The organism is Kordia jejudonensis (assembly GCF_001005315.1).
GTDB classification, from domain to species: Bacteria; Bacteroidota; Bacteroidia; order Flavobacteriales; family Flavobacteriaceae; genus Kordia; species Kordia jejudonensis.
In genome coordinates this window covers 51,764-66,617 of record NZ_LBMG01000003.1, presented here as the reverse complement: position 1 = coordinate 66,617, position 14,854 = coordinate 51,764, and the positions used below count along the sequence as shown (strand labels likewise).

General features: G+C 32.9%; 16 protein-coding genes. 4 read left to right on the top strand and 12 right to left on the bottom strand.

Annotation, left to right across the window (positions count from 1 at the left end; all coding sequences use genetic code 11):
• Window positions 1–284 precede the first annotated feature (284 nt).
• On the top strand, window positions 285–731 hold the full coding sequence (locus tag AA089_RS02095) for a GNAT family N-acetyltransferase (protein ID WP_046755253.1): 447 nt from the start codon (window positions 285–287) through the stop codon (window positions 729–731).
• A gap of 312 nt (window positions 732–1,043) precedes the next feature.
• On the opposite strand, the gene AA089_RS02085 is transcribed toward AA089_RS02095, so the two are convergent.
• From AA089_RS02085 to rnpA, 3 genes are read right to left on the bottom strand one after another with little or no spacing between them, the layout of a single operon-like run.
• The gene (locus AA089_RS02085; RefSeq protein ID WP_193786560.1) at window positions 1,044–2,135 is read right to left on the bottom strand and encodes a hypothetical protein; all 1,092 of its coding nucleotides are present in this window, start codon (window positions 2,133–2,135) and stop codon (window positions 1,044–1,046) included.
• Window positions 2,136–2,192: 57 nt separating this feature from the next.
• The gene (locus tag AA089_RS02080) at window positions 2,193–3,830 is read right to left on the bottom strand and encodes a S41 family peptidase (protein ID WP_046755251.1); all 1,638 of its coding nucleotides are present in this window, start codon (window positions 3,828–3,830) and stop codon (window positions 2,193–2,195) included.
• A gap of 42 nt (window positions 3,831–3,872) precedes the next feature.
• A complete protein-coding gene (rnpA, locus tag AA089_RS02075) occupies window positions 3,873–4,265 on the bottom strand; it encodes a ribonuclease P protein component (RefSeq protein ID WP_046755250.1) in 393 nt (130 codons plus the stop codon).
• 73 nt (window positions 4,266–4,338) lie between these two features.
• Between rnpA and AA089_RS02070 the strand changes: the two genes are divergently transcribed.
• Together AA089_RS02070 and AA089_RS24480 are read left to right on the top strand one after the other, a co-directional pair.
• On the top strand, window positions 4,339–4,653 hold the full coding sequence (locus AA089_RS02070) for a hypothetical protein (protein WP_046755249.1): 315 nt from the start codon (window positions 4,339–4,341) through the stop codon (window positions 4,651–4,653).
• Between the two features lie 140 nt (window positions 4,654–4,793).
• Entirely contained in the window at window positions 4,794–4,949 is a 156-nt protein-coding gene (locus AA089_RS24480; RefSeq protein ID WP_156168862.1) for a hypothetical protein, read from the top strand.
• Between the two features lie 38 nt (window positions 4,950–4,987).
• Here the strand turns inward: AA089_RS24480 and AA089_RS02065 are convergent, their stop codons facing one another.
• From AA089_RS02065 to AA089_RS24475, 6 genes are all read right to left on the bottom strand, one after another.
• Window positions 4,988–5,599 (bottom strand): hypothetical protein, encoded by a 612-nt coding sequence (locus AA089_RS02065; RefSeq protein WP_046755248.1) that lies wholly within the window; start codon window positions 5,597–5,599, stop codon window positions 4,988–4,990.
• Window positions 5,600–5,668: 69 nt separating this feature from the next.
• Window positions 5,669–7,009: a hypothetical protein gene (locus AA089_RS02060; RefSeq protein WP_046755247.1), complete on the bottom strand. Its 1,341-nt coding sequence runs from the start codon at window positions 7,007–7,009 to the stop codon at window positions 5,669–5,671.
• Window positions 7,006–7,446 carry a phage holin family protein gene (locus AA089_RS02055; protein ID WP_046755246.1) on the bottom strand — a complete coding sequence of 147 codons (441 nt, stop codon included), beginning with the start codon at window positions 7,444–7,446 and terminating at the stop codon, window positions 7,006–7,008. The genes AA089_RS02060 and AA089_RS02055 overlap by 4 nt, the downstream gene beginning before the upstream one ends.
• Entirely contained in the window at window positions 7,433–7,867 is a 435-nt protein-coding gene (locus AA089_RS02050) for a TIGR02594 family protein (protein WP_046755245.1), read from the bottom strand. The genes AA089_RS02055 and AA089_RS02050 overlap by 14 nt, the downstream gene beginning before the upstream one ends.
• Before the next feature lie 480 nt (window positions 7,868–8,347).
• Entirely contained in the window at window positions 8,348–9,019 is a 672-nt protein-coding gene (locus AA089_RS02045; protein ID WP_053002163.1) for a phage tail protein, read from the bottom strand.
• A 103-nt stretch (window positions 9,020–9,122) separates the two neighbouring features.
• Complete coding sequence (locus AA089_RS24475) at window positions 9,123–9,278, bottom strand: hypothetical protein (RefSeq protein WP_156168861.1); 156 nt, start codon at window positions 9,276–9,278, stop codon at window positions 9,123–9,125.
• A 270-nt stretch (window positions 9,279–9,548) separates the two neighbouring features.
• Between AA089_RS24475 and AA089_RS02040 the strand changes: the two genes are divergently transcribed.
• Window positions 9,549–10,352 carry a S24 family peptidase gene (locus AA089_RS02040; protein WP_046755244.1) on the top strand — a complete coding sequence of 268 codons (804 nt, stop codon included), beginning with the start codon at window positions 9,549–9,551 and terminating at the stop codon, window positions 10,350–10,352.
• Between the two features lie 53 nt (window positions 10,353–10,405).
• Here AA089_RS02040 and AA089_RS02035 read toward each other — a convergent pair whose 3' ends face one another.
• Genes AA089_RS02035 through AA089_RS02025 form a run of 3 tightly spaced genes read right to left on the bottom strand, consistent with a single transcriptional unit; the run spans window position 10,406 to window position 14,782 of the window.
• Complete coding sequence (locus tag AA089_RS02035; RefSeq protein WP_046755243.1) at window positions 10,406–12,244, bottom strand: M1 family metallopeptidase; 1,839 nt, start codon at window positions 12,242–12,244, stop codon at window positions 10,406–10,408.
• Between the two features lie 16 nt (window positions 12,245–12,260).
• Entirely contained in the window at window positions 12,261–13,889 is a 1,629-nt protein-coding gene (locus tag AA089_RS02030; protein WP_046755242.1) for a S8 family peptidase, read from the bottom strand.
• Between the two features lie 35 nt (window positions 13,890–13,924).
• Complete coding sequence (locus AA089_RS02025) at window positions 13,925–14,782, bottom strand: MBL fold metallo-hydrolase (RefSeq protein WP_046755241.1); 858 nt, start codon at window positions 14,780–14,782, stop codon at window positions 13,925–13,927.
• Window positions 14,783–14,854 lie beyond the last annotated feature (72 nt).

Below are 14,854 nucleotides of genomic sequence, written 5' to 3'. Positions count from 1 at the left end.
TAAATTTTTAATCGTTTTAGATATGTTTTGAATAAACTGTTTCCGCTTTTCTAATAACAGCACTTCTTTTCTGTACGATTAAAAATTTATTGTCATTTCTTTCGATATTCAATCAAATGTTTGAATATTTTCATTTAAAAATTAAATAATCCATATTTTTCAGCTATACTTGTATTGTTTTATAGCTTTTATGAATAAATAACAAGGCAAATATAAAACATATTACAAAACAAACATAACATATTACAATTTATTTTTGTAAAATGTTGGAATAATTTTATAAGATGTTGACAGTTAACGTAAAAACTTTTAGTGAATTTTCAGTGGATGAATTGTATGATGTGTTACAACTACGAAGTGAAGTGTTTGTAGTAGAACAAGATTGTGTGTATCAGGATTTGGATGGAAAAGATAAAAAAGCACTTCATGTGATTGGAACTACGGATGGAAAAATAGTTGCCTACACACGATTGTTTGATGCTGGCGATTATTTTGAAAATGCAAGTATTGGTAGAGTAGTGGTTTCAGAAAAAGCACGCGCGTTTGGCTACGGTCATGCCATTATAAAAGCTTCTATTGCGGCTATTTATAAATATTATAATACAAGAAAGATTAAAATTTCTGCTCAGACATATTTGAAAAAATTTTACGAATCACATGGTTTTTCTCAAATAGGCGATGAATATTTAGAGGATGGAATTCCACATATTGCCATGACAAGAAATGCTTAGAATGAAACTAATTTGCAAACGCTGTAATCCAAATGAAGTATTTGAGATTCCTAATTTTTCGTTGGAAGAAAAGATAAAATTATCGGAAATGAATAAAATATCTCCTTTGAAAACTATCGTTGAAATGAGAACTATGTACAGTATTACGCTTAAAAATTCGAAGTTTGTTACAAGTCATATAAATTTGAAAACTAATATTTGTTTGCGTTGTGATACAGCACTTTCTCAAAAAGAATATGTTACTTGTTCAAAGTGCAATTCGTTAAATTTCAATTGGAATTTAGATTCTTAGTTTATAGTAAAATGTAGTTATTACTCAATTTCCATGATACTAAAATCAGCAAATAATACAGTTTCATCTCTTAAGTCTTGTACATTTAGTAGACTTCTATAAATACCCCATTTAGGTCTTACAAAAGTGCCGTCGGGTCTCCAATTTACAATTGCGGTATTGGTATAGTTGAGTAAAACTTGATTGTCACTTATTCTTTTGATTTCAATTTCATAGGTTCCAGCTACACTATATGTAATGATTTCTGTTACTTCTACCCAAGAGTTTATAAAAGGTGCTATATCTGTTTCTGTGAGTGTAATTTGAGTATCTGTTTCCGCATAACGCAATTCTAGTTTGTCTGGACTGCCTTTTCTTGTAGTTAAGGTATACATTGGCATGCTAGAGAATGCTCCGCCAACTGATTTTAGTTGATGTATGTGTGTAAAGTTGGGCGAAGATTGAAAGCCAGCATCCAGCTTAAATTTCCATTTGTAAACTACTTTTTCATTTTCTACACCCACTAAATTATCAGGCGATTGATTATACGTTTTGATTTCATTTCGTTGTCTATCAAAATTTATACATCTATCATTATCTGGTGTAGTATGAATATAAAATCGAAAAACATTTGTATTTAATTCATTATCAAAAACCTCATCAATATGTTCGCCAAATCCATTATGGCCACAATCTGGTGTTTCAATAGGATTATATCCTGGTGCTAATACAGAAGTAATGAGTTCATAGGTATTTCCAGGACCATCAGCTTTGAGTTCAATAGCTTCGTTTTTTTCAAGACTAATGGTGACGGAGTTATTCGCTAGGTTAGTATCGTTGTATGTATTTTGAAATGCTGTTTTGAAGTTCAATGTTGCAATTACTTGAGTTGTATCGGCATTAAAGTTTTGTTGTTTTTCAGTCTCACTTTCAAGTGCGCTTCCGTAATTGTAACTTAATATATTTTCTAGTTTTTGTGTCAAATCAGTATAATTAATCCAAGAAATTGAATTTTCAGATGACGTTATAGAAATATCAGTTTGTATGGGTGCTGTTGTTTCCTCTATTGTTTCTTCATTTTTATTACAGCTGTTAAAAACGATTATTAAAATTAGAAAGAAATATTTTTTCATACTTATATGGATAAAGAGATATTACAAAAAATCACTATTTGCAGTATTGAACATACATTAGTTTAAAATTTTATCATAATCACTTTTGTTTGCTAAAATTTCAGTCGCTTTTTTGATGGTTTCGTCATTTGTAAGTTGATATTCAAATAAACCTTCTCGGTAGAAATAACGTTTTAGAATTTCACTTTTTAATTCTTTTTTGATTTCATCTTCATACGTATCAAGCGCGTCCAATTTACTTTGTTTGATGGAAGCCAGTAATTCTTTGTATTCTTCAGATACATTTTCTCCAAAGTCTTTTGCTTCTTTGGTACTCATGGCTTTTTTTAGTGCTTTTTCCGTTTCTGTTTCGTAAAAGTCCAATCCCGTGGAAGCGACACTTTGTTTGAAATCATCGTAGTTTGAATCATTAAAATCAAATGCATTCATATCTGCAAACGTATTTTCGTTGTAGAATTCTGTCGCATAATTGAAGATAACTAAGTTTCCGATTAACGATTTTGTAAAATCGCTTGTTTTTTGTGAAGAAATTTCAATATCTGGATTAATTCCGCCACCATCATATACGCTTCTTCCTTTTTTCGTTTTGAATTCTGTATAATCGTTTTCATTGGTTCTAACGGCGTTTCCATCGGCATCTCTATTCCAGTAATCTAATGCCTGAATACAACGTCCTGAAGGTGTGTAATACCTTGAAATGGTAACTTTCAATTGCGTTCCGTAGGTAAGTTTTTTAGGCTGTTGTACCAATCCTTTTCCAAAACTACGTGCGCCAATTACAACAGCTCTATCCAAATCTTGCAAAGCACCCGAAACAATTTCACTTGCCGAAGCGCTTCGTCCATTTACCAAAACTACAAGTGGAATTTCCGTATCTACTGGTTTTTTTCTGGTTTTGTAGGTTCTGTTGTATTTTTTAACTTTTGATTTTGTGGTTACTATTACTTCTCCTTTTGGCACAAATAAATTTACAATGTCAATCGATTCTCTAAGCAATCCACCTGGATTACTGCGCAAATCAAGTACAATACGTTCTGCGCCATCTTCTTTGAGTCGTTCAAGCGCATCTTTGGTTTGTGCGCTGGCTTTTTTGTTGAATTTTGCCAGTACAATGTATCCTGTTTTGTCATCAATCATTTTGAAAAACGGAACAGCATCTACTTCAATTTTACTACGTGTAAGTTGTGTTTTGTATTCTTTCCCTTGACGTTTGTATACAATGTTGATAGTGCTATTTGCGGCACCTTTTAGCAATTCTCCTGTGTCTTCTTTAAAGTTGGCAATAACGATATCATCAATCTGAATAATTTCATCACCTGCTTTTAAACCAGCTTTGTCCGCAGGATAATCTTTATACGGTTCGATGATAGTAATTTTTTTGTTATTTCTTCGAACAGAAGCGCCAATTCCTGAATATTCGCCAGCATTTCTAATTTTTGCCGCTTCCACATCTTGTTCATTGTAAAACTTGGTATACGGATCTAAATCGTTGAGCATTTCTTTGATGGCTCCATCCATTAAATCGGCAGGATTGGTTTCGTCCACATAATTCATATTCAATTGCTTAAACATGGTCGTGAATATTTCAATTTGCTTGGCAATTTCAAAAAAATCACTTTTAAAACTTACGGTTCCAAATAGAAAAACGGTAGCCAATACTGGAATTAGAATTCTTTTTCTTAATATTTTTTTCATCTTCTTATATCATTAATAGCTAGAAAGATAGCAGGAATAACATTATTTTTCGGGTGTGTTTTGTGTTGCGGTTTTCGCTAAAAATTTTTGCAACAAACCAATCATTGCGTTTTCAATTTCTTCAAAAGTTGGTTCTTGTTTTCCAATATACAAAAACATAAAAGCATAGGATGTTGATATTGTGTTAAAAACGTCATTTTTGTGCAAACGATAGGCTTCACGCATTAATCTTTTGATGCGATTGCGTGTTACCGCTTTTTTAAATCTTCTTTTTGTGACTGAAACGCCCGCTTGTGCAGGTACATTTTTTGGCAACTCTGTAGCTGTATAGATGAGTTTGAGTGGAAATTTTGAAACTGAATTTCCTTCACTAAAAAGTAGATCAATACACTTTTTGCTTTTTAATTTTTCTTCTTTTGGAAAACTATAATTCATGAAAATTTATTGAATCTCGGTAAAAATAGAAAATAAGATTGTATTTACTATCTTTATTGTACACGAACCACGAATGAAAAAAACAGATTTAGAGCGTTATTTTAAATTATTTACCAATCAAGAAGCTGAAGATTTCTTCGATTCGGCTTTGCGGGAGCAGCATATTAAGTTTGTGAAGCGTGACATTCCAGATTCTAAGTTTTCAGAGTATTTTTTTCATAAAAATGATATTTTTTTAGTTGAAATTATCAATGAAAAACTGAAAGAAGTAGAGTCGGAAGAAACCAACAGACTTACTTCGAAAAAACACAATAAACCCTATGCAATAGAGCTTTTATTGATGCTCGTATTGATAGGGATTATTATTGTGATTATTCTTCGTTTGTAAAAATATTCTTCGTTTGAAAAGACAACTTTCAATTTTTTAGCGTACTTGGAAATAGTCATTGGCAAACTCTGTAAGCTGATTTATATCATAGATTTATCAGGGTATATTACCTATTTTTAATTTCACTAAAATAATAGGATATGATATTTTTTAAACAGCTATTTTTGATCACAATACTTTTACAACAAACAATAGAGGAAAAGTATTTTTTAGGTGCGGCTTTGGTTGTAATGACTGCAATTATCATCTTTTTATTGGTTTGGTCTAAAACAAAAAGAGGTAAGAAAGATTTATAAAAGCTACACCTTACGACATCAATTGGAATCGTTTTGTATTACCACAACCGAACACCAACACCAATATTATGTGTGGTTTCTTGTATTTGATTGAGATTTACACGGTAAGACGCAAACCAATTTCCTTTGTGTTGATATTGTAGACCAAGACTTAGGTTATCAAACTGATTTTTATTGCCACCAATTTCTCCAAAAACATACAATCCACTTTTATAGATTGGCGGATGTTCAATGGTTTTTGTAATGGTAATTTCTCTGGGAACTTTTAATTTGTATGAAAATTTACTGTCAATCAACGTTCCATCGACTAAGTTGTGTGTAAAAATGTCAATATCGTCGGTTTGTAAAGTGTCTTTGTAGAGTTTTCCTTTGGCAAATTTTGCTATTTCTTTTGCGTTGATTTCTTTTTGAAAATTTTTACGTTCTTCTTTTGTTCCCTTCACAGGAATGTATACATATTCAAACTTTGTTGTTTCAATATGTAATGTATCAACTTTTGTTTGCCAAATGGTATCTTTTACAATGGTAATTGTTGGTTTTGTATTGAGTTGAACATCACTTTCGCACGATTTTAGCAATAAGCTATACCATAATAAACCGATAATGATGACAAGTAATATACGTTCGGTAGATATATATTTTGTATTCATAGGTATTGAGATAAAAAGAGCCTTTGATTATCAAAGGCTCTTGAATTAGTACTATTAATAATTGTATGTTTAGTAGGTATTGGTATTTCCGATAGTTACGGTTGCTGTTGCTGTGTTAGTTCCCGTAAGCGTTGTATTTAGAATACCATTGGTAATTAAAGAGTTTTGAAGTGCTACATTGTAACTCACATTTGTAGGTATAGCCGTTGAAAACTTTACTACTAAGTTTGTTCCTGGATCATCTGTTTGGTAAATACAGTTGTATCCAATAAATTGTAGAATATCTTGATTAAAAGCGGTATTGGTTTCTATGTATACAAGACTTGAATGTACTTCTACATGACAGTTTTTAATAGAAACTTGTGCTGCAACACCAATATATGTACATAAATATGTGGATGCTTTTATTGATAAACCTTCAAAAAACAATTTGTTTTGTAGTCTAGCAAGTGGAGCATTTACGGTTACATTATCGCCTGTAAAATAGGTTTCTGTAGCATTAAAATTGCCATAAACTTCTGCATTGTCTTTAAAGTTAACGAAGATTTTTCCATTTGTACCAGTTTTTACAATTTCGCTTGCAACATCGGGTTTGTGCTTACCGAAGTTGACATACGCTGTATATACAAGTCCTGCTTTTAATAATGAAACTTTATGTGTTCCTTCAGCTACATCAAAATCAAAATAGCAGGTTCCGCGTCCTTCGTTATGAACCATTAAGTCAGCTCCAACACTTTCAATATTACCATTAAAATAATTAATACTATTTATACCTAAAGCAGTGAATGCAACTCCACTTCCTTTTAATAAATTATACGTAACATTTATTTGGTTAGCACTAATGAAACCTTTATTAAAATTTGAGTATGGAGCGCCGTAGGTTTCGATTACGTCAAATTCCCCTTCAAAATATAAAGTGCCTCCTAAGAAGGTATTTTCAGAATTGTTTAGTAACCTACCATTTGGTAATGAAAACACATATTTATTGTACACATCTTCTACTCTGTTGTGGAAATACTCGTTTGTGTTATTTGAAAAGTCAATTGTACAAGACGCTTTAGATTCGAAACGAATATTTCTTTGAGGTAACAATGCGTTTATTTCATAGGTTTCATCCGTGAGCAATTTGATTGTTAAAAAAGGATGATCTAAGCTTGTTAAATCGCCTTCTCTTGGATATTCACTTTCAAAAGCAGCAATGGCTTCATCAATGGTTAGAAAAGGTTTTCTTGGTTCACCTATTTGTGCTGTAACATCATTTCCATTTGTTGCAGATACGTATACAGTATTTGTTGTTGTTTCCATTTCGTCTCTATGTACAAGACTATCAAACACATCTTCGTATTCTGCTTGTGTAGGTTTGTCACCTGTTTCGAAATAGGATTTTAATATTTCTAATGATTGTTTCATTTTTTTTGAATTTTATGATTTTGCTCTTTGTCATTTACAAGAATATCTATGGTTTCTTCTAAACTGTCGAGAGACTTTTTTTTTATTAAATTAATTAAAGCTTTGAACGGATTGATGCCATATATTTTGTTGAAGTTTTCTAAAATAGATTTCACTTCTGCTATGGCGATAAATCCTGTAATGATTCTCTGAAAAGGGATTTCATTTACAATATATTTTTCCAATAAAAAGGCCGAAAGTATGACCAAGTTATAGATGAAAAATTTTGAGATCGTATTTCCGATACGTTTGCTACTAATAGGAATGTTGTTTTTAAAAGAGGCATACGCTCCAGTAATAAAATCAACAATTATTAGAAAAATGATCGTTAACATTATGGTGACCATTGGCGATAGTAAAGCCAACAACCAAAAAACATATATTTTAATCTTCTCCATTTTTATATAATTTTTTATAATCCAAGATTCTGTTTTTAGGATAGGCTTTTATACAAACACTATTGTTTTGGTTTCCACCTAAAACATAAACATAACGTCTAGTTTGTTTGATAAAAAAGCCAACGTGTCCTTTCCAACTACTAGGAGATTCACGCCATAATATGACAAGGTCTCCAAGTGCGGGAATTGCTGTTGATTCTCCAATATTTAGCCAACTTCGTGCATTTAATTTTCCGCTATAAGGGTAATTTTGAGTTTTGGTGACCCAATTCACAAATGCACTACACCAAGCAGTTTCGTCATGCAATTTGTTTCCGTCGTATCCCAATGTTTCAAAGTATCTAATGATTTGAGGATTAGATTCCTTTCCAGTAATTTCTCTAACACCATATTGTGATAATGCTTTTTGAATTAAGTTCATAGTTTTTACTTTTTTCAGTTTGAACGACAACTGTTATTGTCTGACATATAATTTTTATACACTATAATTTTGCAACTGTATGGATACAGTACATGTGTATATATTCATGAAAATGTTGGAATTTTTAATTTGAGAAGAAAAAGTAACTAAGTAGTGCAACCGTGTTTTTGTATTTTCTTAACCAGAATGGGGCTTTTGCATCTATATTATGGTTCTTCTCAACAGTATTTTTGATATGAATCGTACAAAAAAGTTGTACTGTTCATTAGAAAAGCGAGTACAAATATAAAACATATTACAACACAAAACAAACATATTACAACATATTATATAGATTTTTCTGTTTTTTGTTGGAAAGAGTTGCTATGTATGCTTTTAAGAAGAAAAGTTATTGTGTAAGCGTACATAATAGAATAAAAAAAATCTCTTTGATAGTGAAAGACCAAAGAGATTTTTAAAACTAATAATCTGATAAATAAATTAACTCGCTAAAGGATTAATTCCTTCTAATGCAATGATTGTGTTTACCACTAAATACGGTTGCATGTTGTTTACAGGTGTTGAACTTCCAGTAGTGGCTGTATTTCCTGAAAGTGTTACATTTCCGTTGATTTGAACGTTGTCGGCTCTCATTAAATCTAAATTAACAGTAGAAGTAGTTTCTGAAAAATTTTGGTCTCTTCCTGAAGAAAAATGATTCTCTATCGCTTCATCTGAAAGCCCTTCGTCAGCTAAAGCTTTTACTGTTCCTGTTAAACTATGAGAAGCAGTTAAAGTTCCAACGCCGTGACTGTGCGCTGGTAATTGACTTTCGGAAAGTGTATTTTGTGCTTCTCCACCAGCTTGTCCAAGTGGATACGTTGGATCGCTATGAATCATGGTTTTCCCTTGTAAATTTGGCAAGGCAAAATTTGTAGTTCCATTACCTCCATAGGTGTTTCCAATTATATTAAATAGTGTTTCATATTCAGCAATATTTAATAATTGGCCATTGCATTTTGCCCAGCCACTCGGCACACTGGCGAAACTAACTGTTTTAATTTCGCCAATCATTGGCATTGCTAAGCTGTCAATTAAGTCTGCAAATTGACTTTCTGTAGGTTTGTCTCCTGTTTCAAAATAGGATTTTAAGGTTTCAATTGTTTGTTTCATGGTATATGTTATTGTATTATTATTAAAAAAAGAAAGCTCCTTTACCCTAATAAAGGAGCCTTCGGATATACATATATTTTAATGCGTATGAGTGACTAGCTAATTACTGTTTTAAAATATTGTATATGGTTTTTTCTGAGATGAATAGTTGTTCTACTAATTCGTTAATGATTACTTTCATCTGCTTTGCAGAATTGTCTTTTACGTAGTTCTGCACAAATTGTTTTCGTCTGTCTAAAAGTTCTTTACTTCGCTTCATAGCCGTTAAATGTATGTGTATTCTATATGTTTTATATTTCTAAAATCGTGTTCGAAAATCATTTTCAACACGTAACCATCAGTCTATATTTTGTTGCTTTTATTGTATTTATGAAGAATAAAATCGACATTTATACTCACAAATGTTTGATTTTCAATAAAAATTCATATCTTAGCAACAAATTACAATACAAATATAAAACAAATTACAGAATATATAAAACAAAAAACAGAATTTTTTGTAAAATGTTTAATTTTAAGTAAGCGAGATATGGAAGGAATACATGAAAAAATAAAAGAGATTATAGATCATTTTCATCTTAATAATAATTCATTTTCCAAACGAATAGGAGTGACAAGTACTACTATTGATAGTATTACCAACGGTAGGCCACAGGCAGATGGAACGCGAAAAAGAACAAAACCTGGATACGATTTATTAACCAGTATTATTAATGAATTTGAGATTAATCCAGATTATTTATTTGGAAAAAGCACACAATTGTTTAAATCTGATAAAAAAGAATTTCAAACATATGCTGGAATTCCACAAGTAGTTGCCGTGAATCAAGATGGAGAAGAAAATGTTGTATACGTTCCTATTAAAGCACGAGCTGGTTATTTAGACGGTTATGGAGATGCTGATTATATCGAAACACTTCCTTCTTTTAGCATGCCACATTTAACCAATGGAACATTTCGTTGCTTTGAAGTACAAGGAAATTCGATGGTGCGTACGTTTTTTGATGGCGATTTAGTCTTCGGTAAGTATGTGGAGGATTTAAGCGATGTAAAAGACGGACGTGTATATGTTATTGTGAGTCGTAATGACGGAATTGTGCTGAAACGTGTTATTAATAGAATTGAAGAACGTGGAAAGCTGATTTTAAAATCTGATAATAAAGATGGAAATTATCCAACATATACAATTAATGCAGAAGAAATTATGGAAATATGGTATGTAACAATGTTTGCATCCAAACAAATGCCTGAACCTGTTGATGTTTATGATAGACTTCACGATTTGGAAAGTAAAATTGTACTACTCGAAAATGCTTTGCAACAAAAAAATTAATAAAAAAATCCCGCTAAGAAATTAGCGGGATTTTTTTATACTGTATGGCTTGCTTATTTTCTCGCCGTATTATTATTTCTATCAACGTCTGCCATCAACTGCGATGGATCAATTTCTACGCTTTTTACTTCCTTGTTGGTTTTTAATTCATAGGTTGGATATGCCCAAGCCCAATCGTCCTTTAGTGTAGCCGTTGTTGGCTTTTCGCCACGCATCATACGTAACGGAATGTAAAATGCTTCACTAGTTCCATCTGTATAATTTACCATAATATCTATAGGCATTGGCATTAAACCAATTCTTTCCAACACAACAGTGTTTCCTTTGATATCTTTTACACCATAATCAATGGTATTGGTTGTTTGCGCCCAATCTGTCAAATACCAATCTAAGTGAATTCCTGAAACTTTTTCAGCACTTCGTTTGATATCATTTGGTGTTGGATGCTTAAAACTAAAGTCGTCAAAGTATTTTCTTAGCGCTTTTTCTACGTTTTCTTTTCCAATTACATATTCTAATTGCGATAAGAAAATAAGTCCTTTGCTGTATGCAGAAGTTCCGTATGCTCTGTTGTATTGATAACGATCAGCATGTGTGGTAAGCGGTTGTTCTCTGCCAGATTCTACTAATCTAAAATATGCTCTATATGAACCCTTATATGGGTTTTCAACATTTTTGCCCATTTTTTCATTCATATATCTGCCCGAAATATACGATGTAAAACCTTCGTCCATCCATTCGTGTTTCGATTCGTTGGTAGCTAATAAGAACTGAAACCATGTATGTGCCAATTCATGTGCAGTAACACCAGCTAAGCTTCCAAATTTTCGTTTTCCAGTAATTAGTGTACACATTGCGTATTCCATTCCGCCGTCTCCACCTTGAATTACAGAGTATTGTTTGTATGGATATTGTCCAACATATTTGTTAAAATAGGCAAGCATTTCGGCTGTTCTAGGTTGCAATTTTTTCCAGTTATCTCTAATACTTGGATCATTTTTGTATAAAAAGTGAAGTGTTACACCATTTGCTCCTTTGTACGTATCGTGTATATATTCAGGATCGGCAGCCCATGTAAAATCGTGTACATTTGGCGCTTTAAAATGCCAAGTAAGTGTGTTTCCCGCAGGACGTTTTACGGTTCCTGTTTCGTATCCGTATCCTATTTCATTCGGATTTTGCAAATATCCTGTTCCACCTAAAACATAGCTTTTATCAATGGTAATTTTTACATCAAAATCTCCCCAAACACCGTGAAACTCACGTCCAATATATGATGGCGTATGCCAACCTTCAAAGTCGTATTCTGCCATTTTTGGATACCATTGTGTCATTGATAATGCGACACCTTCTTTGTTGTTTCTACCCGAACGGCGAATTTGTACAGGAACTTGTCCTTTAAACGTCATATCAAATGTAGTTGACTCACCTGGTTGAATTGGTTTTGCTAGCGTTACTTCTAAAATAGTATCTTCTGTCGTATGCACCACTTTTTGTCCATTCTGCGTAAGCGAAAGTACTTTTATGTATCCAATTTCAGTATCCGAAAGTTTACTAATTCTACTTCCTATTTTTGGACTTGGATCTGCAATGGTTCTAGAACGAACGTCCATTTCACTTCCAGGTTGAAAGGCATTAAAATATAAGTGATAATACACTTTGTTTAATACGTCTGGTGAATTGTTGGTGTATACTAATTTTTGTGTTCCATCATATTGGTAATTGTTTACATTCATGTCGATGTCCATGGTATAATCAACATGTTGTTGCCAGTAGCCTGAAGATGCACTGGAAGAAGTTCCATTATTGTTGATTTTAGTCATAGATTTTTGCGATGCGCAAGCCACAACTACCAAAAGAACTAGAATACTTATTTTACTAATAATTTTCATGGGATTTGGTTTTATTTTACAATTTTACTTGTCCTCTACTTACTTTATCAGCTAAAATAAGTGCGTTGTATGCATTAACAATTTTACCACTTTGTGATGCGCTTGCGAAAGGAACTGCGTCTTCATCTTGATTGACAACAACGTTTCTATTGATAGCCAATCCTGATTGCATAATAATCTTTTTTACTTGTGCAGCTGTTAGTTTTGGGTAGTGTGATAAAATTAAGGCTGCAACACCTGCAACACCTGGCGCTGCCATTGAAGTTCCACCAATAGACTTATAGTCGTTTTCTGGAAATGTAGAGTAAATAGCAGAACCTGGCGCAAATACATCCACATTTGTTTTTCCATAATTAGAATATCCAGCAACCATTTGTGATCCGTACTTATTTTGAATTGCTCCAACAGTAAGGAATGTATCTGAAATTTCAGCTCCTGTCAAAGTTTGATCATTTGGAAATACTTCTTTTTTGTCTAAGTTTGTGTTTTCGTTTCCTGCCGCATTTACAATTAATACATTGTTTCTTCCTGCGTAAGCGATGGCATCTTTAACCCATTGAGAGTTTTGAGAGAAATATTTTCCAAAACTTGTATTAATCACTTTTGCACCATTGTCAACCGCATAGCGAATTGCCAAAGCAACATCTTTATCATATTCGTCTCCATTAGGAACTGTTCGTACAGCCATAATTGCTACATTATTGGCAACTCCATTAACACCTTTACCGTTATTACGCTCTGCTGCAATAATTCCAGCAACATGTGTTCCGTGTGATTCACTCTTTTTAACGTGCTTTACGTTTCCGTTTCCATAACCTGTATCTGTAATGTCGTATGGATTGTCTCCAACTGGCGTTCGTCCGTTAAAATTTGTATTTAAGTTATAGTTTAAACGCTCTGCAATGCCCTCAACAGCATCTTTGATAACCTCTTCAACTTCGTCAATAGATTCTACATCTCTACCAAGCATTGCATATGATTGTTTTGCAACAGCAATGTGATTTTGCAATGTTTCATCATTGGTATTCACCGCATTTAACTCTGCAAGCGTGTACTTATCTTTTTTGAAATATTTTTTTAGAGCATCGTTAGAACCTTTGATTCTTTGATATATTACATCATATCGTTGCTTTATATTTGAAAACCTTTGGTATTCAGAATCAAGTTCTGCTTTTGCTGCTGCATAATCAGGATGACTCGTTCCTTTTTTTACAATTCGGGTCATTTCTAAGTTTTCGTTATACGAATCTCCTAAAAAGTTCCAACCATGAATATCGTCAACATAACCGTTTTTGTCATCGTCTTTTCCATTGTTTGGAATTTCCTTTGTGTTGGTCCAAATCACATCATCTAAGTCTTCATGATCGATATCGATTCCAGAATCTAATACGGCAACAATTACTTTTTTACCTTTTCTATCTTTGATGATTTCAGCGTATGCTTTGTCAACACTCATTCCAGGAATGGTATCACTAACTAAATCTTTGTGTCCCCAAGTTTTCAACTCCATTTCTGAGAGCTTCGATTCTTTGAGAGGAGTTGTATCAATATTTTCAATCGGTGTTGATAAAATTGGAGGTGTACTTCCGCAGCTAGCTATAATAAGCGCAGTAGCAATTAAAAATGAGGATTTTACTAATTTCATGTGAGATATTTATTATTCTATTTTTATAAATGTGTTTAAAATATGTCTTTGCAGGTAAATACTTCGTTGAGTCTTACCCCTTTTTCGGTATGTTTTACGGTAATAATTTCGTGATGTGCGTCGTGTTCTAAAAACAGATAGAAATTATTGTCTGCTGCCATGTTTAGAAACTTTTCTTTTTCGTCCAACGTTAACAAAGGTCGCGTATCATAACCCATGACAAAAGGAAGTGGTAAATGACCAACCGTTGGTAATAAATCGGCCATGAAACAAATAGTTTTTCCTTTGTAATGAATCATCGGAATCATTTGTTTTTCTGTATGTCCATTAGCAAAAAACACGTCAAAACCCAAAGCTGATTTTGTTAAGATATCATTTTCAGGTTGCGCAATAAAATTCAAATGACCGCTTTCTTGCATCGGAATGATATTTTCTTTTAGGAATGAAGCTTTTTCACGTCTGTTTGGTACTGTTGCCCATTGCCAGTGATTTTCATTACTCCAAAAACGAGCATTTTTAAAAGCAGGTTCGTAACCAGTTTTATCTTTATTCCACTGAATACTTCCACCACAATGATCAAAATGTAAATGTGTCATAAATACATCTGTGATATCGTCTTTGTGAAATCCGTAGTGTTTCAGTGATTTTTCAATGGAGTCATCGCCCCACAAATGATAGTATCCGTAAAACTTATCACTTTGCTTATTTCCCATTCCTGTATCTACCAAAATTAATCGGTTTCCATCTTCAATAAGCAAACAGCGTGCAGCAATATCAATCATATTAGCAGCATCAGCAGGATTGGTACGTTGCCACAACGATTTTGGCACTACACCAAACATTGCACCACCATCTAATTTGAAATTTCCAGCAGCTATGGGATAAAGCTTCATAGGTCATTTAATTTTAAGGTGTTGCAAATTAACAAAACCGCAACAAAAAAGCGTGTTCGTTAAGTTTTTATT